19 protein-coding genes are annotated in these 22,512 nt (G+C 67.5%); 9 read left to right on the top strand and 10 right to left on the bottom strand.

Annotated features, from left to right (window positions below):
• Nucleotides 1-29: 29 nt before the first annotated feature.
• Nucleotides 30-1,979 carry a TonB-dependent receptor domain-containing protein gene (locus LK533_RS10505; RefSeq protein ID WP_229362793.1) on the bottom strand — a complete coding sequence of 650 codons (1,950 nt, stop codon included), beginning with the start codon at nt 1,977-1,979 and terminating at the stop codon, nt 30-32.
• Between the two features lie 254 nt (nt 1,980-2,233).
• Nucleotides 2,234-4,393, bottom strand: a complete 2,160-nt coding sequence (locus LK533_RS10500) for a TonB-dependent receptor (RefSeq protein WP_229362791.1) — start codon at nt 4,391-4,393, stop codon at nt 2,234-2,236.
• A gap of 197 nt (nt 4,394-4,590) precedes the next feature.
• Here LK533_RS10500 and LK533_RS10495 point away from each other — a divergent pair, with 197 nt between their 5' ends.
• From LK533_RS10495 to LK533_RS10475, 5 genes are all read left to right on the top strand, one after another.
• Complete coding sequence (locus LK533_RS10495) at nt 4,591-5,064, top strand: Fur family transcriptional regulator (RefSeq protein WP_229362789.1); 474 nt, start codon at nt 4,591-4,593, stop codon at nt 5,062-5,064.
• A gap of 117 nt (nt 5,065-5,181) precedes the next feature.
• Nucleotides 5,182-5,823, top strand: a complete 642-nt coding sequence (locus LK533_RS10490; RefSeq protein ID WP_229362788.1) for an ATP-binding cassette domain-containing protein — start codon at nt 5,182-5,184, stop codon at nt 5,821-5,823.
• Nucleotides 5,820-7,100, top strand: coding sequence for an ABC transporter permease (locus LK533_RS10485; RefSeq protein ID WP_229362787.1), 1,281 nt, complete (start codon nt 5,820-5,822; stop codon nt 7,098-7,100). Before LK533_RS10490 ends, LK533_RS10485 begins: the two co-directional genes overlap by 4 nt.
• Nucleotides 7,101-7,167: 67 nt before the next feature.
• Entirely contained in the window at nt 7,168-7,596 is a 429-nt protein-coding gene (locus tag LK533_RS10480; RefSeq protein WP_229362786.1) for a DUF3299 domain-containing protein, read from the top strand.
• Nucleotides 7,593-9,143: an alkaline phosphatase D family protein gene (locus LK533_RS10475; RefSeq protein ID WP_229362785.1), complete on the top strand. Its 1,551-nt coding sequence runs from the start codon at nt 7,593-7,595 to the stop codon at nt 9,141-9,143. The genes LK533_RS10480 and LK533_RS10475 overlap by 4 nt, the downstream gene beginning before the upstream one ends.
• A 39-nt stretch (nt 9,144-9,182) precedes the next feature.
• Here the strand turns inward: LK533_RS10475 and LK533_RS10470 are convergent, their stop codons facing one another.
• From LK533_RS10470 to LK533_RS10445, 6 genes are read right to left on the bottom strand one after another with little or no spacing between them, the layout of a single operon-like run.
• Nucleotides 9,183-10,529, bottom strand: coding sequence for an alkaline phosphatase PhoX (locus LK533_RS10470; protein WP_229362783.1), 1,347 nt, complete (start codon nt 10,527-10,529; stop codon nt 9,183-9,185).
• Nucleotides 10,526-11,011 (bottom strand): Fur family transcriptional regulator, encoded by a 486-nt coding sequence (locus LK533_RS10465; RefSeq protein WP_229362782.1) that lies wholly within the window; start codon nt 11,009-11,011, stop codon nt 10,526-10,528. The genes LK533_RS10470 and LK533_RS10465 overlap by 4 nt, the downstream gene beginning before the upstream one ends.
• Complete coding sequence (locus tag LK533_RS10460; protein ID WP_229362780.1) at nt 11,011-12,213, bottom strand: CobW family GTP-binding protein; 1,203 nt, start codon at nt 12,211-12,213, stop codon at nt 11,011-11,013. The genes LK533_RS10465 and LK533_RS10460 overlap by 1 nt, the downstream gene beginning before the upstream one ends.
• On the bottom strand, nt 12,210-12,806 hold the full coding sequence (locus LK533_RS10455) for a DUF1826 domain-containing protein (RefSeq protein ID WP_229362817.1): 597 nt from the start codon (nt 12,804-12,806) through the stop codon (nt 12,210-12,212). Before LK533_RS10455 ends, LK533_RS10460 begins: the two co-directional genes overlap by 4 nt.
• Nucleotides 12,806-14,020, bottom strand: a complete 1,215-nt coding sequence (locus LK533_RS10450) for a GTP-binding protein (RefSeq protein WP_229362778.1) — start codon at nt 14,018-14,020, stop codon at nt 12,806-12,808. The genes LK533_RS10455 and LK533_RS10450 overlap by 1 nt, the downstream gene beginning before the upstream one ends.
• A gap of 41 nt (nt 14,021-14,061) precedes the next feature.
• Nucleotides 14,062-14,448, bottom strand: a complete 387-nt coding sequence (locus LK533_RS10445; RefSeq protein WP_229362777.1) for a MerC domain-containing protein — start codon at nt 14,446-14,448, stop codon at nt 14,062-14,064.
• 186 nt (nt 14,449-14,634) lie between these two features.
• Between LK533_RS10445 and LK533_RS10440 the strand changes: the two genes are divergently transcribed.
• Nucleotides 14,635-16,689 carry a S46 family peptidase gene (locus LK533_RS10440; RefSeq protein ID WP_229362816.1) on the top strand — a complete coding sequence of 685 codons (2,055 nt, stop codon included), beginning with the start codon at nt 14,635-14,637 and terminating at the stop codon, nt 16,687-16,689.
• A 253-nt stretch (nt 16,690-16,942) separates the two neighbouring features.
• Nucleotides 16,943-17,197, top strand: a complete 255-nt coding sequence (locus tag LK533_RS10435; protein WP_229362775.1) for a zincin-like metallopeptidase domain-containing protein — start codon at nt 16,943-16,945, stop codon at nt 17,195-17,197.
• A gap of 614 nt (nt 17,198-17,811) precedes the next feature.
• Here the strand turns inward: LK533_RS10435 and LK533_RS10430 are convergent.
• A complete protein-coding gene (locus LK533_RS10430; RefSeq protein WP_229362774.1) occupies nt 17,812-18,651 on the bottom strand; it encodes a hydroxypyruvate isomerase family protein in 840 nt (279 codons plus the stop codon).
• A gap of 84 nt (nt 18,652-18,735) precedes the next feature.
• The gene (locus tag LK533_RS10425) at nt 18,736-19,473 is read right to left on the bottom strand and encodes a helix-turn-helix domain-containing protein (protein ID WP_229362771.1); all 738 of its coding nucleotides are present in this window, start codon (nt 19,471-19,473) and stop codon (nt 18,736-18,738) included.
• Nucleotides 19,474-19,642: 169 nt separating this feature from the next.
• On the opposite strand from LK533_RS10425, the gene LK533_RS10420 reads away from it, so the two are divergent.
• Together LK533_RS10420 and LK533_RS10415 are read left to right on the top strand one after the other, a co-directional pair.
• Entirely contained in the window at nt 19,643-21,760 is a 2,118-nt protein-coding gene (locus LK533_RS10420) for a marine proteobacterial sortase target protein (protein ID WP_229362770.1), read from the top strand.
• The gene (locus tag LK533_RS10415; RefSeq protein ID WP_229362769.1) at nt 21,757-22,362 is read left to right on the top strand and encodes a sortase domain-bontaining protein; all 606 of its coding nucleotides are present in this window, start codon (nt 21,757-21,759) and stop codon (nt 22,360-22,362) included. The genes LK533_RS10420 and LK533_RS10415 overlap by 4 nt, the downstream gene beginning before the upstream one ends.
• The last annotated feature ends 150 nt before the right edge of the window (nt 22,363-22,512 follow it).

The raw sequence follows: 22,512 nt of genomic DNA, 5'->3' as shown, positions 1-22,512 counted from the left end.
CAGCAGAAGGGCCAGCAACCGCCGCATCGTCAGAGGTTCACGCCAAGGCCCACGAAGAAGATGCGGCCGGGTTCGGCGAAGCTGTACAGCGCGGAGGTCTCCGCCAGCCGCTTCTTGAAGACGTTATCGACGCCGGCCTTCAACGTCAGCCTTTCGTTGAGATCGTGGCTCGCATCCAGCGACCAGAGGTCATAATCGTCCAGGCGGACCGGCACGCTGGCGGAACCGACGGTCTGATAGACAGTCTGCTTGCCGATATAGCGGCCGCGCACGTTGAATTCGGTCGCGTCGGATGGCTGCCATGCGAGCTTGACGGTCGCGCTGTGGTTCGGCCGCTCGGCCAGTTCCTGATCGTCCGACAGGTTCCGGGGATCGACATAGGTATAGCTGGCACTCAGGCTGAGGGTGGCGACGGGAGTCACTTCGCCCGACAACTCAACGCCCCGGACCCGGGCCCTGTCGACGTTGACATAGGCGCGGCGCTCGCTTCCGCGGATTCCGCAATTCTCCACGCAGATCGTCTCGACGAGGCCGTGCAGATCGTTCTGGAAGAGCGTTGCCCCCACGTTCCAGCCGCGCCCAGTATAGCTGGTGCCCAGCTCGTAGGAGGTGCTGGTCTCTGGCTTGAGATCGGGGTTGCCGGTGATGATGAAGCGGCCGCCAGCCGCGACGGTGATGTACTCGAGCGACAGTTGTTTCAGACTGGGTGCCTTGAACGCCTTGCCGACGCCGCCGCGAAAGCTGAGCCCCTCGACCGGCTCGACGACGAGATAGGCGCGTGGCGAGGTCTGCCAGCCATAATTCGGATGATGGTCGAAGCGGCTACCGGCAGTCAGCGACACGCCCTCCCGGATATCCCACTCGTCCTGCACGAACAGGGCGTCGTGGTCGACGGCCTTGAAGCCCGCGGTGTTCACCGTGGAGTCGCGCAAGGTCTCGTGGCGGTGCTCGCCGCCCAGTGTCAGCCGGTTGCCGGCAAAGACGTTCAGCGTGATCCGGGCATCGCCGACGGTGTTGGTGGCCTTGGTTGCCTGCGTCGGCGTCTGATCCTGATCGCGTTCGTTGACGCGCTGAAGAACGGAACGATAGACCCGCGCCTGGATCTCACCCCAGGACCATTGCCCGGTGTAGCTGCCGTGCGTCTGGGCACGGGTAACGTGATCCTGATATTCGTAGTAGAGGATCGGCGACGAGGTCGTGACGGTATCGCGGGCGCGGTCGTCGTCGATCGCCGCCTGGCCGATCTCGAAGCGCTGACCCTGGACCGGCTCCCACCAGCCGATGATGCTGCCGCTCAGGGCCTCGCGGCCCTCGAGCTCGCTCTGGAGGGGGTCCTGCGCGCCCTGCGTGCGATCGCGGTGCTGGTACGCACCCCAGGCGACGACCCCCAGCGTATCGGTGATCGGGCCCCCGACGAGGGCAGCGAGTTGCGCCGTATCGCCACCCTTGCCGTCGCGCGAGCCAACCAGGCTCAGCGCGCTCGCTTCGAACCGGTCGGGGCGGCGGGTGATCACGTTGACCACGCCGGCGAGCGCTTCCGATCCGTACAGCGCGGAAAGCGGCCCGCGCACCACCTCGATCCGTTCGATCGCGATGCTCGGCACCCAGCCAAGGTCGAAATCGACATGCGCCATGTTGGCCGAGGCATCGTTGATGCGCCGACCGTCGACCAGCGTCAGCAGATGCTCGTTCGACATGCCACGGATCGAGATGCCGCGTCGCGTCATGCCGATGCCGTTGATGACGATCCCGGGTTCGTTCTCCAGCGCCTCGGCAAGGTCCTGCACGGGGCGGCGACGAAGCTCGGTTCCGGTGACGACCGACATGGTTGCCGGGGCGTCGACGATCCGGGTGTCGGTGCGGGTGGCTGTGACGACGACCTCGTCGCCCGAAACGGCTGCTTCGCGGTCGGCCCTGGCTCGGGCGGCTTCCTGCGGCGCGCTCGGGGTCGGCGCTTCTGCCCGAGCCGGTTGCGACATCGCCAGCACAGAGGTGCTGGCAGCAAGGAGAAATGGAAACGGATGCAACGTAAATCCCCCCGGATCACGATATTCGATCGTCGCCCCCCACGGGCGGCGACGCGGCGTGTAATGGTATCACGTATCCTTTGCAATGCTTTCCGGGAACGTTGGGTGGGGGCATGCTTCCCAGCGCCGCGATCGGGGGACCGAGGAACGCTCCGGCATCCGGACACCAGCAGCCGCTGCCGCCGATGTCCGGATCGTTGATCGTCTCAGATGCCGAAGCGCAGCGTCGCGCGGAAGTCGCGGCCGGCGAGCGGCGCGAAGTCCTTGAGGAAGCTGGCATGGCGCCGGGCGACGACATCGAAGAGGTTGTTGGCGCTCAGCAGGAGCTGCGTCTTGTTTTCAGGCCCGAACGGCGAAAAGGCGACCGAGGCATTCACCAGGGTGTAGGCGGCGGTCTCCGTCTCGAACTCGGCAACGCGATCCTGCTTGAAGGCATGCTCCACTTCGGCGCGCGCGGTGAACGCGTCGGCTTGCGCTTCGAGGCCGCCGAGCAGTCGCAGCGGCGGGATGCGCGGCACGGGGCCACCGTCCTTGATGTTCGCGTGGACATAGTCGCCGAGGAGGTCGGCGTTGATCCGGGTCGTTCCCATCGTGAACAGCGTGGCGGAAACCGACGCCTCGACGCCGTAGTAGCGCGCGTCCGCCTGCTGATACTGGAAGCAGGGAAGCTCCACTTCGCGACCCGAGGGCTCCGCGGCCGCTTCGCAGACGGCCTGATCGACCTGGTTCTCGGAAATATAGTTGGAGAACCAGTTGTAGTAGGCCGACGCGTCGAAGTTCACCCGCTCGCTATGCGCATGCAGGGTCGCTTCCAGCCCCCATGACTTTTCGAGCTTGAAGTTCGGGTCGCCGAGCTCATAGGCCTGGGTGCCAGCATGGCCGCCATTCGCGAACAGTTCCTCGGCCGAAGGGGCCCGTTCCGTGCGGGAAAGGTTGAGACCCACCCGGACACCATCGCTCAAGCCGTAGGACGCGCCGAGCGAGCCGGACAGCGCCTCGAAATGCCGCGAGCCACGGAAGAAGCGTTCGTCGCCAACCGGCGTGCGCGCGGCCAGATCGGTGAACTCGTAGCGCAGGCCCGCTTCTGCCTTCAGCGCTCCCAGGTCGAGCTGCTGGACGGTGAACAGCCCGGTCTGGTTGGTCTCGTTCTTCGGCAGAAACGCTTCTTCACCATCGACGTTGAAGATGCGGTTGAAGTACTGAACGCCCGAAGCGCCCTGCCAGCCGTCCTTGTTCGCCTGGACCAGCTCGAGTCGACCCTCCGTGCCGTTGTTGTAGAATGCGGTTCCGATCTCGCCGTCTTCTTCCAGCTCATAGTGGCGGTACTTGGCGTGGCCGAGGCGCAGGCGGATGCGATCGAGGAAGCCGCCGCCGGTTTCGACCTCGGCGCGCAGATCGACGCGGTTCTGGACGAGGTCGAGGCGCGGCGCCTCCTGCTCCTGGCCGACCTCGGTCGCGTAGCGGACCGGCACGCCGTAGAAGCTGTCATAGTGGCTGTAGGATACGCCGAGCGATCCGGTGTCCGTGACGATCGTCGCGCCGACGCCTGCCGTCCAGGTCTCCGAGAAGGAATTGGGCAGCTTGTCCTTGATCGCAGCAGAGGCTGCGAAGTCGATGGGCTCGTCCCCTTCCTGCGGGAGACCGACCTGGCTGAGCGCGGCCGCGCGGGCGGCAGACGACAGCGCGTGGCCGCCGATCCGCAGATTGTCGGTCTTCAAATACGAGCCGTCGGCATGCAGCACGAGATGCTGGCCCACCGCCACGTCTCCCGCGGCCTCAACCGATCGCTCATCGGCGGCAGAGCCATAGTTCGCGATTCCCGCCAGGCGATAGCCGTTCTCCGGCAGGGTGCGAGGGATGCGGCTGTCGACGACGTTCACCACGCCGCCCACGGCTGACGACCCGAACAGCAGCGCGCTGGGACCGCGCAGCACCTCGATCCGCTCAGCGAGCAGGGGATCGATCACCACCGCGTGATCGACACTCGTATTGGAGACGTCGATCGAGCCGATACCATCGGTCAGCACGCGGATGCGTTCGCCCTGGAAGCCGCGAAGGATCGGGCGCGAGGCGGTTGGGCCGAAGGAGGTAGCGGACACGCCGGGCAGGCGCGCCAGCGTCTCGCCGATCGAAGGGCGGAGGTTTCGCGTAAGAGCCTCGCCGGTCAGCACGGACGTGCCCTGCAGCACATCGCCTTCGTTACGCTCGATCGGAGCAGTGACGATGATATTGGCACCCGGGCTGGAAGAGGGCGTCTCCGAAGCGGGGGTGGTCGTCTGGTCCTGACCGTCCGACCCACTTTGCGCGTAGCTGGCAGGCGCCGCCAGCAGCGCCAGGATGCTGACGCCGATAAGAGAACTCTTCATGGTCTTCCTTCCCTGAACGTGTGCGGAAGATAGGCGCAACAATATATTGTATCAAACGGTTTCTGAAGGGTCTGGCTGCTCGCGTCCAGGGTACGCAAGATGGCTTAGGGATGCGCGCGCGGGTTAGGTACGGGAGCGGTGCCCTGGACCTTCGGGCGGTGTTGCTCTGGACGCGGCAACAGCCTACCTCCGCTGCCATGGCAGAGGATGCACATCGACACGAGAAACCGAGCGGCAAGGCGCTGGTGGCGGCGGCGAAGGCGGTGGTCCTGAGCGCAGGTGAGCAGTGGACGCCCATGCGCGAAAGCGTGTTCGAGGCCTTGTCGGGCTTTTCGAAGCCGGCGTCGGCCTATGATATCGCGGAAGTCGTGTCGCGCGAAGTCGGGCGGCGCGTGCCGGCAAACAGCATCTACCGCATCCTCGAGATCTTTGTCGGCAACAACGTTGTCCAAAGGGTCGAGAGTGCCAATGGCTTCATCGTCAACGTGCACCCGGAGTGCCGTCACGATTGCATCCTCCTGATCTGCGACCAGTGCGGCGCGGTCGTGCATGTCGACGACGACCAGGTCGCCCGGACCATCCGCTCCGCGGCCCAGGCCGAAGAATTCGACGCCCAACGCCCGGTCCTCGAGATGCGCGGCCTCTGCCGGAACTGCCGTACGAGCCACTAGGCAAGCGGACGCGATAGCCGCCTCCAGGGTCTTGCGGCGCATCTTCGGCCCCGCTAATCCGGTAACGATGTAACGTATCTATGCTGGGTGACGATGATGGCGGCGGGACGCTGAGCGGTGCTGATCGCGTTGGACGAAGTCAGCAAGGCAATGGCCGGGCGAAAGATCATCGATCGGCTTTCGCTGCAGATCGCGCGGGGTGAGCACCTGCTGCTGCTCGGGCCTTCCGGCTCCGGCAAGACCACGCTCGTCAATCTCGTCTGCGGCCTGCTCACTCCCGACGCCGGGAGCATCCGGGTCGCCGGCGAGGCGATCGACGATCCGCGACCTGGCGTCCGCGACGACGTGCGTCGGCGTCGCATCGGGATCATCTTCCAGACGCTTCGGCTGGTAGGCGCGCTCGACGTCACCGCCAACCTGCTCCTCGCCCAGAGGCTCGCCGGAAGACCACGCGACCGCGATCGGATCGAGGCGTTGCTCGCGCGGTTGGGGCTGGCGCACCGATCGCACGCCCGTCCGCGCGAGCTCAGCCACGGCGAGGCGCAGCGCGCAGCGATCGCGCGGGCACTTGTTTCCGAACCGGATCTCCTGGTGGCGGACGAACCGACGTCAGCGCTCGACGATTCGCATGCCGAGGCGGTCGGTCGCCTGCTGATCGAGCAGACCGACGCGAACGGTGCAACGCTGCTCGTCGCCACCCACGATGCCCGGCTCAAGCCGCTGATCGGCCGCTCGCTGGTGCTCGAGCCGCTGCCATGATCGGACTGACCTTCGCCAACCTGCGCGATCGCGCGCTTACCACGGCACTCAACGTCGTGCTGCTGGCAACCGCGGTCGCGATGCTCGTGCTGATGCTGGCGCTGTCGCATCAACTGGGCACGCGCTTCGAGCGCGACGCCAAGGGGGTCGATCTGGTGGTCGGGGCGAAGGGATCCCCGCTCCAGCTCGTGCTGTCGTCGGTCTACAATATCGACCAGCCGACGGGGAACATCCCGCTCGCGAGCGTTGCGCTGCTCCGCCGCGACCCCGGCATCGCGCGGGTGGTGCCGCTCGCGCTCGGCGACAACTTCCGGGGCTATCGCATCGTCGGCACCGAGCCATCCTATCTCGCGCTGCGAGGTGCGTCCCTCGCGAGCGGTCGCCTTTGGCAGGCACAGGGGGATGCGGTGATCGGCGCCGAAGTGGCGCGTGCGACCGGCGCGGGCGTCGGGCAGCGGTTCCTGGGCAGCCACGGTCTCGATGCGGAGGGCGAGGCGCACGATGCCCATCCCTTCACCATCAGCGGTATCCTCGCGCCGACCGGCGGCGTTGCGGATCGGTTGATCCTGACGTCGCTGGAAACGGTGTGGGACGTGCACGGCATCGCCCACGAAGAAGACCAAGAGCCGGAGGACCGTCATCACGATCACCATGATGACGAGGATCATCCCCATCACGACGGGATGTCCCCCGACCATGACGCCGCCGCCGAGGCTGCCGGCGTGCCGGTGCCCGAAGTGACGGCACTGCTCGTCTCCTATCGAAACGCCGCTGCGGCATTGCGCGTGCCCGCTTCGATCAACCGCCAGAGCGCGCTTCAGTCGGCGGTGCCCGCGATCGAGGCGGCACGGCTGCTGACGCTGCTCGGATCGGGGATGGCGGTGGCGCGCGCATTCGGCTGGCTGCTCGCCGCCTTGGGCGGCGCAGCGATCTTCGCGGCAGTGCTCAACGCCGCCCGGGCGCGGCAGGGCGAGCTCGCGCTGTTGCGCGTGATGGGCGCCACGCGACCGCAGGTGTTCGGGACCATCCTCACCGAAGGTCTGGTGATCGCGGCGCTGGCGGCGCTGCTCGGCGCGGTGCTGGCGCACGGGCTGCTCGCGCTGACGGCCGCGCGATCGGACACGCTGGCAGAGATCGGCCTCGACGCCTGGCAGCTCTCGCCCGGCGAACCGGCGCTGCTGCTAGCGGTGCTCGGCATCGGCCTGGTTGCCGCACTGGTGCCTGCGATCGGCGTCTACCGGGCCGATCTCGCCGCCACGCTTTCCCGCGCAACCTGAGAGGTCGATCATGCGCGCCATCGTCTTGCTTGCCGCTCTTTGTCTTCCCACCGCCTTGCCCGCCGCCATGCAGAAGGGCGGCAAGGCTCCCGTCGCCGACGTCTGGAAACCTGCGCCCACCCCAAGGGGCGGGACATCCTGGTCGCTGCTGGAGTCCACCAAGGAGATCACCCGCACCAACGCCGACGGCTTCCTGCTGTCCAAGCCGGTGTTTCCTGCCGGCGTGAAGGCGTTAGCGGGCAAGCGAATCACCGTGTCGGGCTATATGCAGCCGCTGGAGACGAGCGGTCGGCAGAAGCATTTCGTCCTGCTCGCCTATCCGCCGGGGTGCCCCTTCCACTTCCATGCGATGCCCGACCAGTTCATCGAGGTCGTCGCGGCCACGCCGTTCCCGCTCGACGAACGCCGGCCGACGATCGTGACCGGGACGCTCCAGCTCACCGGGCAGGATGAAAGCGGCATCTTCTACAAGCTCGTTCAGGCGGTGCCGGCGTGACGCTTTCGCTCACGCGCCGGGCGCTGATCGGCGGCACGCCGCTGCTGCTCGCTGCCCCCTCCATTCTTCGCGCGCAGACGCTGTTCGCGGCCTATCCGTTCCGGCTCGGGGTGGCGGCCGGGGATCCCTCCAGCGATGGTTTCGTGCTCTGGACGCGGCTCGCGTCGGACCCGCTCGGCGAGCATGGCGGGATGCCGATGGCGCCGATCGAGGTCGACTGGCAGGTCGCGACCGATGAGGCGATGCGCACGGTCGTCGCCAAGGGGACGGTTGTCGCCCGTCCCGAACTCGCCCATGCCGTGCACGTCGAGGTCGCCGGCCTCCAGCCGGCGCGACCCTATTGGTATCGCTTCACCGTAGGGGGCGAGCGATCCGCGCGCGGATGCGCGAAGACGCTGCCGCGCGCCGGCGCGCCGCTCGACCGGGTGCGGTTCGCGGTTGCCGGCTGTCAGCATTACGAGGACGGGCTCTATACCGCCTACCGCCATCTCGCCGGGGAAGAGCACGACTTCGTCTTTCACTATGGCGACTATATCTACGAAGGCCGCAGCTCGCCGGTCGCCTTCGGCTACGACGGTCGCCAGCGCCGGTTCGTCCGCGCCCATGACGGGCAGATGCTCTACGATCTGGCGGACTATCGCCGTCGCTACGCGCAGTACAAGCTCGATCCCGATCTCCAGGCCGCGCACGCGGCGGCGGCCTGGTTCGCGACTTTCGACGACCATGAGGTGGAGAACAACTGGGTCGGCGTCGAGGATCAGCGCGGTACGCCGAGCGAGGTGTTCGCCCTGCGCCGTGCCGCTGCATTCCAGGCGTGGTACGAGCATCTGCCCGTCCGGCGCTCGGCCTTCCCCGGGCCGGGTGGCATGCTTGCCTATCGCCGCGCGACGATCGGCAATCTCGTCGATCTCCACCTGCTCGATACGCGCAGCTATCGAAGCGACCAGCCGTGCGACGACGGGTTCAAGCCGGTGTGCGACGGCGCTCGCGACGCCGACGTGCAGGTGCTGGGCGCCGCGCAGGAAAAGTGGCTTGAGGGCAATCTGGCGCAAGATGCAGCACGGTGGAACGCGATCGCCCAGCAGGTGATGGTGATGCCGCTCGATCGGCGGACGGGGGACGAGCCGCAGCCGATCCGCAACATGGACAGCTGGGCCGCGTACGACGCCCCGCGCGAGCGGCTGCTGCGACGGCTGAAGGGCCGCAACGCCGTGGTGCTGACCGGCGACGAGCACCAGAGCTTCGCCGGCGAGCTGCGGACCCGGGGCGGTACCGGCGAGGTGGTGGCGGTGGAGTTCGTCACCACCTCGATCACGTCGGGCGGCGACGGCGCCGATCGCCGGGCGGGAACCGACCGGATCCTGGCCAACAACCCGTTCCTCAAGTTCACCGGCGATCGCCGCGGCTATGCGATCTGCGACGTAACCTCCGAGCGTTGGCAGACGCAGGCGCGGATCGTGCGCAGCGTCTCCACGCCCGACGCGCCGGTCGACACGCTCGCGACCTTCACCGTTCCCGCGGGGGAGCCCGCGCTCTCGATCGGCTGAGACGCGCGGCGCGCGAAGGCGGCGGACGCCGCGCCCGCGTCAGGCCGCGAACGCGTGCCACGGCCCGGTGATCGCGAGCGTCCGCGCCGGGCTGTAGGTGTTGACGTAGAGGGTCCGGCCGTCGGGCGAGAAACAGGCGCCGGCAAGCTCTGTCTGGGCGTGGAGCGCTCCCAGCACATAGGTCCGTCCGTCGGGGGAGACGCCGATCAGGCGGTTCGCCACCACCTCGGTATATTGATCCTCGCACACGATCAGGTGTCCGGTGGGTGCCACCGTCAGATTGTCGCCGAAGTCGAGCATCGTCTTGGACCTGGATTCGACGAAAAGCTGGAGCTTGCCGCCGTCGCTATCGGGGCGATAGCGCATGATCTGCCCCAGCTTCGCGGCACCGCCGGAGGTGCAGCAGAAGAAGCATTCGCCGTCACCCCAGTGGATGCCCTCGCCGCGCGCGAAGCGGAGCGCGCCGGCCTGATGCCCGCGCAGGCGCAGGTCGTCGTCCGGGCTGTCGATGCCGGCCAGGTCGATCCAGCGCACCGGCAGCCACTCGCCTTGCGGGACCATAGCCTCGTCCCAGTTGCGACTGTCGCGTCGCGATCGGTCGACCAGCGCCAGCGCCTGCAGCCTGCCACCGGCGTGCAGCTGGCCGGGGCGTTCGGGGAGAAAGCGGTAGAGCAGGCTGTCGTCGCGATCCTCGGTCAGATAGACGATGCCGGTGCGCGGATCGACGGCCGCCGCCTCATGGTTGAAACGGCCCATTGCCCGGATCGGTCGCGGCTCGATCAGCCCGGGTGCGGCGGCGGGTACCTCGAACACCCAGCCGTGATCCTGCGCGACGCCGCTTCCCGCGCGGGTCACGTCCTCCTCGCAGGTCAGCCAGCTGCCCCAGGGCGTGATGCCGCCGGCACAGTTGCGGATCGTGCCGGCGAGGCTGAGATGCTGCGAGAGCACGCGGCCGCTCCCGTCCTCCATCACGATCGTCGTGGTGCCGCCCGGAAGCGCGCGGCCATCGGGCAGGCGGTCGAATGCGGAGCCCTGATCGCCGTGCCCGCGGAAGGCACCGGCGTCGACATGCGACGGCGACAGTTCGTGGTTGCGCACCAGCGCATGACGTCCGCCGGCTAGGGCGAAGCAGCCCATGCCGTCGGCGCGGTCGGGAACCTGGTTGCCGTCGCTCATGCGGTCGCCGAACTGCGACACGACGCGATAGGAGAAGCCGCGCGGCAGATCGAGGAAGCCGGACGGATCGGCCAGTGTCGGTCCATAGCCGGCGGCGGTCGGCCCGGCCGGAGCACGCGTCGCACAGGCAGCGACGCCCAACCCGGAAAAGGCGGCGGCGAGCCCGAGGCCGAAGCGCCGGCGACCGAGGGAGGCGAACGGTTGAGTCATCGTGATTCCTTAGGTGGATCCTGTGACAGCCGTGCGACGGCAGCGCCGACCTGAAGGGTGGGAGCCGCTTCGACGGTCCGATCGCCGGACCCTGCGCAGGCTCGGCAGGTGCCGACGACTTCGGTGACCGAGCGGTGGATGTGGAAGCACGCGGCCTCAGCGATCCCGGCCAGCCGCTCGCGAAGATCGGGCCGAGCCGCGGAGCGGACGGTGCCGCAGCGGGCGCAGATCAAGTGGAGATCGGCGCCCGGCCGCCGGACGACATAGGCGCCGCACGTCTCCACCCGCGAGGCACGGCCTTGCGCGATCAATCGTTCGAGCGTCCGATAGGCCTGGTTAGGCGCCAGATAGGCAGCGCCCGATCCGGCGCGTGCAGCGATGTCGTACGCGCTTGGCGGCGTGGCGCTCTCGCGCAGAATGCGCAGGACGATCTCCTCGAGTTCTCCCGGCGTTCGCCGGCCCGAAGACCCGCCCGGTCGCATCAGCGTCGCTCCGGTCCGAGCTGGAACCGCATCGGATCCTCCGGCCCGGTCACGGTGGAAAGCCCGGTGATGCCGCTTGCGATGTCGAACCGCTCCATGCCGAGGGTCAGCATTGCCAGCGTGCCGCGCAGGGTTCCGGCGTCGATGCCGCGGGTGATGAACACCAGCCGTGTCCGGCGGTCCTCGCTCGGCCAGGCGTCGAGCTCGACCGGCGGATGGAAGACGTGCTGCACCCCGTGGACGACGAGCGGACGGGGCGCGCCTGCGAGATTGAGGATGCCCTTCATGCGCAGGATGTCAGGCCCCTTGAACATCGTCAGGAGGTCGATCCAGCGTTCAAAGGCGGTCGCATCGAGCGGATCGTCGAAGGTCAGGCAAACGGCATGGATGTCGTCGCCGTGCCGGTTGGGGTCGTGGGAATGACCGTGATCGTGACCGTGATCGTGGGGATCGCCGTGCCCGTCGGGCTGGGGATGGTGATGATCGTCGTCGCGGTGATGGCCTTCGGAATAGGCTTCCAGCTTGAGCCAGCGCTGCACGTCGTCGGTCTTGGTCTCCGCGTTCCACAAGCCGGCGTCGAGGATCTCGGACGGCGGGACGTTGCCGTCGATGACGTGCAGGATCGGAGCGGCCGGGTTGAGCGCACGCAGTCGGCGCTCGAGCTGCCGGACCGGAGCGGCGCCGACTAGATCGGTCTTGGTCAGCAACAGTCGGTCGGCGACCGCCGCCTGCTTGAGCGACTCCGGCTGCCGGTCGAGCGTGCCCATGCCGGTCGCGGCATCGACGGTCGCGACGATCCCGTCCAGCCGGTAGAGCGGTGCCAGCCGCTCGTCCGCCATCAGCGTATGCAGGATCGGCGCGGGATCGGCGAGGCCCGTGGTTTCGATCACCACCCGGTCGAACCAGCACTGGCCGTCGCGTGCGAACCGCCAGGGCGCGTCGACCAGCGTCCGCGACAGGTCGCCGCGGATCGTGCAGCACAGGCAGCCGCTCACCATCTCCACCACCAGATCGTCGGTCGATCGCGCGATGAGATCGTGATCGAGGCCGATCGATCCGAACTCGTTGATGATGACCAACGCCCGCGCCATCGCCGGGTCGCGGACCAGGCGGTTGAGCAGCGTCGTCTTGCCGCTGCCCAGGAAGCCGGTGAGGACGGTGACGGGAATGCGGGCGTTCGCGCCTGCCAGGATCGCGCTCATGCCGTCTCGTGCTCCACGGGGTCGATCGCCACCACCAGCCGGCGGACGCCGGTCCCCAGGATCGGTGGAGAGCGGTGCAGGATCGATCCCTCCGGCGACCAGCGTCGTCCCTTCACCAGTGCGACATCGCCCGCTGCGAGGCTTCGGATCTCGGCCGCGTCGCCGTCCCGGCCGTCGATCCACTGCGTGGCCGGCCCCGCGAGGGTGAGCAGCAGGCGAGCGGTGACGAAGTCCTTGTGGAATTTCCGACACGCATCGGTCTCGACGACGTTGACACGGATGCGCAGGTGTTCGCAGTCCATCACGCGCGCGAAGCGACGGGCGAGCGCGGTCAGTTCGACGGTCAGCGGCGCGCGCGTCGTCTCGTGCCCTGCGGCGCCGAGCGCGGCATGCAGCGCGCTATCGAGCCCCTCGATCGCGAACGGCTGATCGAGGTCGTCGATCCGGCCAAGGTCCGTGGCGGAGATCGCCGCGACCAGCGCAGGCGCTACCGGCCGACGCCAAATGGCGAGTTCGGTCTCGGGCAGCAGGATCGTTTCCAGAATCGCCGGCGCTTCCGAGGAAGCGATGGCGCGCTCCAGCATCGCCACCATCACGCGACGGGCTCCGGTTCCCGTTCCCACCGTGGGAAGGGATCGGACAGCGTCTCCCACTCGGCCGGCGTGAATGCCGTTGCCTCTACCAGGCACGCGTCGAGCCGTCGCCGCAGCCTGACCTCGTCCATGCCGATGCCGATGAAGACCAACTCCTGACGCCGATCGCCCCAGACCGGGTCCCAGTGCTGCGCGACGAAGCGCTCGAAGCGGCCGTCGACCGGCCAGTCGTGCTTGGGAATGCTCGCCCACCACCGGCCCATCCGCGCGGTCTCGGTCTGGCTGCCGGCCACCGCCAGCTCGCCCACCCAGTCGGGCCGCGTCGCCAGCCAGAAATGCCCCTTGGCACGCACGACATGATCGAGGCCGTCGCCTGTGAGCAGGCCGTGAAGCTTGCCTGGATCGAACGGGGCGCGAGCGCGGTAGACGAAGCTCTCGATCCCGTATTCTTCGGTCTCGGGCTGGTGCTGGGCATAGCCGTAGAGCTCCTTGGCCCAGAGCGGATGCTGGCTCGCCTGCTCCTCGTCGAACAGGCCGGTCAGCAGTACCGAGCGAAGCGGCAGTCGGCCGTGGTCGGCGGTCAGCACGCGCGCGTCGGCATTGAGGCTGCGCACCAGCTTCTTGACCACCGCCAGTTGCTCGGGCGGCACCGCACTCGCCTTGTTGATCACGACGACGTCGGCGAACTCGATCTGCTCGACCAGCAGCCCGACCAGGCTGCGCGCGTCGTCCTCGCCGAGCGATTCCCCGCGATCCGCCAGGAAGTCCTGGCTCGAATAGTCCGCAAGCAGGTTCAAGGCATCGACCACCGTCACCATCGTGTCGAGGCGGGCCACGTCGCCGAGGCTTTGCCCGGCCTCGTCGCGGAACGAGAAGGTGGTGGCGACGGGCAGCGGCTCCGAGATTCCGGTGCTTTCGATGACCAGCGCGTCGAACCGGCCCGCTTCCGCGAGCGTCCGAACCTCCTTCAGCAGATCGTCGCGCAGCGTGCAGCAGATGCAGCCGTTGGTCATTTCGACCAGCGTCTCTTCGGCGCGCTGAAACGCCGCATCGCCGCCGCGAACCAGGGCGGCATCGATGTTCACCTCGGACATGTCGTTGACGATCACGGCGACGCGCAAGCCCTCGCGATTGGCGAGGATGTGGTTGAGCAGCGTCGTCTTGCCGGCGCCCAGGAAGCCGGACAGGACAGTTACGGGCAGCAGTTTGGACATCACCGAGACCTCTGGAAGGGGGATGGAAGCGGTCGAGCGGGTCAGGCGTAGCGGCGCCGGGAACCCCAGTTGAGGAGGTGCGCCGACGCGAGCAGGCCGCTGCCGAGCACCGTCAGCAGCGTTTCGTCGGCGGGATCGGGCATCCGCAGTGCACTCATCATGAGGAGGAGGCCAAGGGTGCCGAGTGCCAGCGGCGAAGCAGCGGCGTGGCGTCGCCAGCCGCCGATCAGGGCGACGGCGCTGGTGGGGACCGCGAACAGCAACACGCCCAGGTGGAACCCCTCGCCGAAATCCAGCCAGCGCGACAGGATTGGCGTGGCGGCCAGGACCAGCGGCAGCAGCAGGCAGTGGATCGCGCAGAGCACCGATCCGGCGATTGCCGCCGTGTCGAGCCAATCGTGCATGTTCTTGCGCTTCGTCCGGTCCATCACCTGCTCCACTCATCAGCTGTCGCGTAATGATGCAACATATCATCAAATGCAAGTGCGCCCTGTCGCGTGCTGGTACGCGGCGGACTCGCGGCCTGGGACTACCTTGCAAGCGCCTCTGGCAAAATTAATGATATACCATTAGATCGGCCCGACCGCGGAGAGAGGGAAATTGGCGTGAACAAGATGGTATGGTGGTTCGCAACGACGCTTCTCGTATCGGCCGCGCCAGCCGCCGCCGACGAGGGGATGTGGACCTTCGACAATTTCCCGGCGGCGAAGGTGAAGGCAACGCACGGTGTCGAGATCAGCCAAGCCTGGCTGGACAAGGTACGATCCAACGCGGTGCGGCTTTCCACCGGCTGTTCGGCGTCGGTGGTGAGCGCACGATCGTTGGTGCTGACCAACAACCACTGCGTTGCCGAATGTGCGCAGGACCTCTCGTCGCGCAGCCACGACTACTACACGCATGGCTATGTCGCGGGCACGGCGGGCGAGGAGCGCAAGTGCGCGGGCATGCAGGCGGAGATCCTGACCGGCATCACCGACGTCACCGCGCAGCTGACTTCGGCCGGAAAGGGGCTCACCGGAGAGGCACTGGTAAAGGCCCGCACCGCAGTGAGCGCCACGATCGAGCAGGAAGGCTGTCCCGATCGCGCGAAGGCGCGGTGCCAGATCGTCAACCTGTACCACGGCGGCCAGTACAAGCTCTACCGCTACCGCAAGTACGACGATGTGCGGCTGGTCTTCTCTCCCGGCGTGCAGACCGCGTTCTTCGGCGGGGACCCGGATAATTTCAACTTCCCGCGCTACGATCTCGATGGCGCGTTCCTACGGCTGTATGAAGACGGTCGCCCGGTAGCCGCGCCCCATCACCTGCGCTGGAACTCGGTCAATCCGACTGCGGGTGAGCCCGTGTTCGTTGCCGGAAACCCCGGCGGCACCGATCGCCAGCTCACGATTTCCCAGCTCGAGACGCAGCGTGACCTCACGCTGCCAATGCGCCTGCTCCAGATGGCCGAGCTGCGCGGCCGGCTGATCCGGTTCGGGGAGGAAAGTTCGGAAAACCGCAGGCAGGCGCAGGACCTGCTGTTCGGCATCGAGAACAGCTACAAGGTGTTTGTTGGTCGGCTTCAGGCGCTGAGCAACGCGACCTTCATGGAGGGCAAGCGCAGCGAGGAGGCGGCGCTGCGCAGCAAGCTAGCCGGGGTACGGGGCAAGCTTCCGGCGGACTTCGGCGATCCCTGGAAGGCGCTTGCCGCCGCTCAACAACAGACCGCTGCGCTCTACGTCCCCTACAGCTATGTCGAGGGCGGCCCGCTCGGCTCGGAGCTGTTCGACTATGCCCGCACCCTCGTGCGCGCGGCTGCCGAGCGGCAGAAGCCGTCTGCGGATCGATTGCCGGGCTACGCCGATGCGCAGCTGCCATTGCTCGAAAAGCAGCTGCTCGACGCAAAGCCGGTCGAAGCCGGATTGGAGCAGCTGGTGCTCGAGTTCTGGCTCTCGAAAGCGCGCGAGAACCTGACCGCCGACAGCCCATACACCAGGCTGCTGCTGGAGCGGGACAGCCCCGAAGCGCTGTCGGAGGCGCTCGCCGCGAGCCGGCTGGGCGACCCGACGCTGCGCAAGGCGCTGTGGGATGGCGGCATGGCGGCGGTCACCGCTTCGCGCGATCCGATAATCCAATATGCGCTGCGGATCGACGAGGACGCGCGCCGCCTTCGCACGCAGTGGAACGAGCAGGTCACCGGCCCCTCCACGCTCGCTTCGGAACAGGTCGCGAAGGCGCGCTTCGCGGTGTACGGCGATACCATCTATCCCGACGCGACCTTCACGCTGCGGCTCTCCTACGGCAAGGCCGCGGGCTGGACCTATCGCGGTGCCGAGATTCCGCCCTTCACCTATTTCCCGGGCCTGTACGAGCGGGCGACCGGCAAGGCGCCCTACGCACTCGATCCGCGCTGGACTGCGGCGAAGGACAAGCTCGATCCCCGCATCGTCTTCGACCTGTCGACGACCAACGACATCATCGGCGGCAATTCCGGCTCGCCCCTGATCAACGCGAAGGCCGAGGTGATCGGCACCGTCTTCGACGGCAACATCCATAGCCTGGGCGGCAATTACGGGTACGATCCGGCACTCAATCGGACCGTCGCGGTGAGCGCGGCTGCGATCAGCGAAGCCCTGCGCAAGGTGTACGGGGCCGGCGGCATCGCCGACGAGCTTGCGCACGGAGGGTAGGCGGCGCTCGTTGGAATGCCCCTGTCTGCCAGCCGGTGCGGGATCGCGCGGCCGGCGGCTGCAATGGGACCGGTTCTGAGAATAACCAGCGGAGCGACCGACGGCACCACAAAGGCGTGGCTGCTCGATCTCAAGGAAGAAGGACAGGAGGCCGCCGTCCCGCGCTGGCGCGAGGCTGCGCTGCCATGCTGCGCGCCGGGCCGGCGGCGCCGTCCCGGCTCATGCGGGTGTGCATCGCTGACGGGATGCCGCGGTGCCCCTGCGGGCGGTCGCCCGCAGGGGCGGCAGCGGGCACCGCAACCGGCTCCACCGCGACCAGTCCGGCAAGTGTGGCAGCAGCACTTATGCGTGCGAGGTGCTGGCCGCCGAGATGTGCGCTGCGTTCAGCTGTGCGAGCCTCGGCATATGGCCGACGGTGCGCCATGCCGACTATGTTGTGTGTCGGCTCGACGTACTGCGCAAGGAAGTGGCAGCTATCTGCGTCGGGGCTACCGATAGCTGTCCGTGAAGGAAGTCCCCAATCCCGGGCTCCTTGCAACATGAGAGTATTGAATGCGACACTCTAACGTATTGCCACGTATCGTGGGTTTGATTACCATGCACAGAATCAAACTGAGCCTGCAAGTGTTGGTTTTCAGACGAAAAGGTCGATGAGGTACAATCCGAGGTATCGCGGGAAATTGGACCAATCAAAATCATGGCGAAATCAGCCGCTTAATAAGTAAGTTCGAATCCCTCCCGCTCCGCCACCTAGTCTCAAGCCATCCGGACCATTCGCAAATGTGCCCTTCACAGGGTGCTTTCTGCCTTTTTGAGGTTGGGTCGTTGGCGCGGAGAGTCTGAGGCGAGCGAGCGCATCTCACCGAGCGACAGACCTACAAGGAACGACGCTCCGCCGCCCTGACGGAGTGGCAGATCCTTGTGAGCTAGGGCTGCTGCGTGCAAAGAACGACGTGCGTCCTGCGGAGCGCGCTTCGCGTCAGACCGACACCACCCTGTCGCTCCATCGTGGGATGGAGAGCGGCATTTGCGTCCCCGGTCCATGCTCTAGCCTCAGCCCATGAACAGATTGAAGATAACAGCCGGGTTTGGCTGGGGTCACCATCCCTGCCATCACCGGCGTCAGACGGTGCAGGTTCGCACCGCATCGCGCAGCGCAGGCAGCGGGGCGCCCGCGGGCACGAACTCGTGCGCGAAATAGCCCTGGAAGTTCATGTCTGCAGCCGCCTTTGCGACCGCGCGCCAATTGACCTCCTGCGTCTCGTTCAGCTCGTGGCGACCGGGCACGCCGCCTGTATGGATATGCCCGATCCAGCCGATGTTCTTGCGAATGGTGGCGATCAGGTCGCCCTCCATGATCTGCATGTGATAGGCGTCGTACAGCAGCTTCACGCGCGGCGAGTTGACCTGCTCCATCACCGCCACGCCCCAGGCGGTATGGTCGGCCATATAGTCGGGGTGGTCGACCTTGCTGTTGAGCAGTTCCAGGCAGATGGTCACGCCATGGTCCTCGGCGATGCGCTTCAGCCGGTTGAGCCCCGCGACCGTGTTGGCAGCGCCTTCCTCGTCCGACAGGCCGCGGCGATTGCCTGGGAAGGCGATCACGTTCGGCACGCCGGACCGGGCGGCGCGCGGGATACCGGTCCTGAACGCACGCTCGATCGCGGCGTGGTTCTCCCGCCGGTTCAGCCCGTCGGAGATGGTCATCTCGGGCGCCGCATAGCCCATCGTGCAACGCAGGCCATGGCGCCGCGGTACGTCATATTCGTCGGGCTGCAGCAGGTCGATGCCCTGTAAGCCGATGCTGACGGCAAAGGCGCATAGTTCGTCCAGGGGGATCTTTTGATAGCACCAGCGGCTGACCGACTGCTTCAGCCGCCCCGCGGGTACCGGCTTTGCGGCGACGCTCGCGGTCGCCGCGAGCGAGAGGGACGAGCCGAGGAGATGACGTCGCGTGATCATGCGGCCAGCGTATCGAAGCCTCCGGCCGAAGCAAGCGGCGGGTCTTCGAAGCCGACGCCTAGCGGCGGCGATAAGCGTCTGAGGTCATACACCGCGCCAGCGGCAGAAATCATCGGCCGTCGCCGTCGCAAGCACCGCGCTGCAAGCTGCGAAGTCGCCATGGGCAGGATCGATCAGGCCAAGGCGAATTGCCAGCTGCGCCTGCGGCACGAGTGCTACCGGGCTTGCAACCGGGACGAGTTGCGAACCCGGGCCTGCTTGCAGCGTGCTCAGCAGCCCGAACATCCGCCCCTCGCGCGTGGGACGTCCCAGCATGATGAGCCGGTGCTGGCCGGACTCGTTGGTGACGAGGTAGGTGTGGCCGGAAAGGTTGGGCATCGACACATGCCCTGCCTGCGCAAAGGCACTGTCGGCACGGTCGCTCTCGGCGAAGCGCAGGTGTCCGGCGGCATCGTCCCAGCAGATCCGCGTTCGATAGGCGACGATCGCACCCGGTGTGGCGAAGCTTGGGCGCAGCGTCACATAATCCTGCTCGATCCAGCGCACTGCAGCCCGGCTGTATGCACCCATGGCGTCGGGCGCCTGTTCAAGCGTAGCAGCGGCTACGGGTCCTTCGCCGCGTAGCGAGGTGCCGAGCGCTTCCTCGAGCCGCACGATGGTCGCCAGGGTGAACGGACGGCTGCCCGCAAGGGCCTTCTCAAGCGTGGACAGGCTGATCCGCGCCAGGTCGGCGACGGCCTGGCGTGAGATCCGGCGCCGCGCGAGTTCCTCGCGCAGCCGGTCGGCGGTCCGGTACCCTTCCGCCTGTGGCAGTTCCGACATCAGCATCCCCTCACCGGACGTTTCCGCACAAATCCGCACGTCTCGTCAAGCATGCCGCCGGCTTTCGCACCGCAACGCCGCCTTGGGTCGAAACTGCCGCCGATTGCCCGTGGCTGTGCGGCTCCCGCGCTGCATAGAGAAACGGCTCCCTCGATGACGGAGCCATGCCATGCCCGCGATTTCCCTTTCCCAACCTGCGCGACGACGGGTCTCGCTGGCGCTGTTCCTGCTGTTCGGCCTCGCCGCGGTGCTGTTGCTCGCCGGACGACTGCCGGCTTCCGAAGCGGAAGCGGATCCGGATGCAGTCGGCAGCGGCACGCTGATGCTGCGCGGCAAGGGTGTTGCCGAAGCGATGCCGGCCGTGCGGCTCGGCACGGACATGCAGGTCACGGTCAGCGGCCAGATCGCGCGGGTCCGCGTCACCCAGGCGTTCCGCAACACCAGCGACCGGTGGATGGAGGCAACCTACCTCTATCCGCTGCCCGAGGACGGTGCGGTCGATAGCCTCAAGATGGTGGTCGGCCAGCGCGTCATCATCGGCCGCATCAAGCGTCGCGAGGAAGCGCGCGTGATCTACGACGAGGCGCGCAGTGAGGGCAAGAAGGCCGGCCTGGTCGAATCCGAGCGCCCCAACCTGTTCCGCAACAGCGTCGCCAACATCGGCCCGGGCGAGACGGTGTTGGTCGCGATCGAGTATCAGGCGCCCGTCCGTCAGCTCGCCGGCGAGTTCTCGCTGCGGCTGCCCCTCGTCGCAGGTCCGCGCTACGTTCCCCCGCACACGCTGACCGGCGCCAAGGCCGCCGCGGATGCGGCAGCGGTCACCGCTCCACTCGCGCACCCGTCGCTCGGCAAGGAGCTCAACCCCGTATCGATCAGTGTGCGGCTCGCGCCCGGCTTCGTTCCTGCCAACCTGGTCAGCCCCTACCACCGCGTCGTGGTGAAGGAGGACGGCCCCCAGTCCCGCAGCATCACCCTGGGCGATGGCCAGGTACCGGCGGATCGCGACTTCGAACTGCGCTGGCGCTCGGCGAGCGCCGATCCGACGCTCGGCCTGTTCCGCGAGGTCGCAGGCGGCGCTTCCTATCTGATGGCGACGATCGTTCCGCCGGCGGCTGAGCCGGGTACGGTGGTCCCGCGCGAGATGGTGTTCGTGATCGACAACAGCGGTTCGATGGGCGGCGAGTCGATGGCTGCGGCCAAGGACAGCCTGCTCTACGCGCTCGGCACGCTGCGTCCGCAGGACCGGTTCAACGTCATCCGCTTCGACGACACCATGACGGCGCTGTTCGATCGCAGCGTCCCCGCCACTGCCAACCAGGTCGATCTCGCCCGGCGGTTTACGCAGGGGCTGGAGGCGAATGGCGGTACCGAGATGCTGCCGGCGCTTGAAGCCGCGTTGGTCGATCCGACCCCCGCCGACCGCCGTACCGTGCGCCAGGTCGTGTTCCTCACCGACGGCGACCTCTCGAACGAGCGCGAGATGATGGCGATCGCGGCGAGGGGCGGACGCAGCAGGGTGTTCATGGTGGGCATCGGATCAGCGCCAAACAACTTCCTGATGCGCCGCATGGCGGAAGCCGGGCGCGGCACCTTCACCAATGTCGGAACCGGTGAGGAAGTCGCCGCCAAGATGACCACGTTGCTCGACCGCCTCAAGGCTCCCGTCGTGCGGGATATCCAGGTCCAGCTCGACGGTGCGCCGCTTGATCTGACGCCGGGCCGCATGCCTGATTTGTACGCCGGAGAGCCGCTGGTGCTGCTCGGCCGCGGCAAAACGCTCTCGGGGACGCTCACGGTCTCCGGCATGATTGGCGAGCGGCCCTGGTCCCGGACGGCGGCGCTGAACGATGCGGTCGACAGCGCGTCGGTCGCCAAGCTCTGGGCCAACCGTCGCATCGCCGAGATCGAGGCGGCGCGCTGGGCCGGCGAGACCGAAGATGCCGCCGCGGACGCGACGGTCGCCGAACTCGGGCTCGCCTACGGCATCGTCACCAGCCAGACGAGCCTGGTCGCGGTCGACGAGACTCCGGCCCGCGCGGAAGGTGCACGGCTGACCCGGGAGGAGCTTCCGCTGCTGCTGCCCGCCGGCTGGGACTTCGACACGCTGCTCGGCGGATCGGCCATGCCGCCGGTGCCCGGCGGGCCTGGCCAGGCCGCGGAGCAGCCGGAAGCGCTGGAGCTACCGCAGACCGCGACCGGCTATGCCGCGGGGATGCTGCAGGGCCTGTGGATGCTGCTGATCGGGCTCGTCGGGCTGGCCTGCCACCGCCGGAGTGCCCGGGCATGAGCGCCGCGGCCGCTTCGATCCACGACCGGAGAGGGCGCGCCTGCGGGCGCGTCCTCGAACTGGCGCTCCTCGCACTCTGCGCCTTTGGGCTGGTGCAGGCGGGCCGCAGCGCCGTAACCCCGGCCAAGGCATGGGCCGCGCAGATCCTGCTCGAGCGTGCCTTCACCTGCAGCCTTGCGGCAGGCAGCCCGGTGAAGCCCTGGCCTTGGGCGGATGCGGCGCCGGTCGCGCGGATCACCGTGCCGCGCCTGGGGGTGCGTCAGGTGATCCTGTCGGGCGGATCCGGGCAGGCGATGGCGTTCGGCCCGACCGAACTTCGTGCGACGCAGGCGCAAGGCCGAGTCACCATCCTGGCCGCGCACCGCGACACCCACTTCGCTTTTCTGGCCAGGGCGAAGATCGGTGACGTAATCGCGATGCAGCCGGTCGCTGGCGAGACTCGCCGCTATCGCATCCGCGCGTTCTCGGTCGTGCGGCGCGACCGCTTTGCCTACCCGCGCGACCCGGCGCGGCCGCTGCTGCTTCTCACCACGTGCTACCCCTTCGACGCCACCGAACGAGGTCCATGGCGCCTCGTTGCGCTAGCGGAACAGATCACCTGATCCATTCCCGGAAGGACGGCCTGCGTCGATCCGCAGCTTGGCGCGGATCAAACCTCGGCGTGCATGCTGGGAGCGCGCGCTTTGAGGCAGACGACAGCGCATCCATCTTCCGTCTGCTCTTCCTCCATGCGCGAAAAACAGGCTCCTAGA

It is taken from the genome of Sphingomonas sp. PL-96, assembly GCF_020707215.1.
Taxonomy (GTDB): Bacteria; Pseudomonadota; Alphaproteobacteria; order Sphingomonadales; family Sphingomonadaceae; genus Sphingomonas.
Note: the sequence above shows the minus strand (reverse complement) of the source record. Positions and strands in the feature narration are given on the sequence as shown.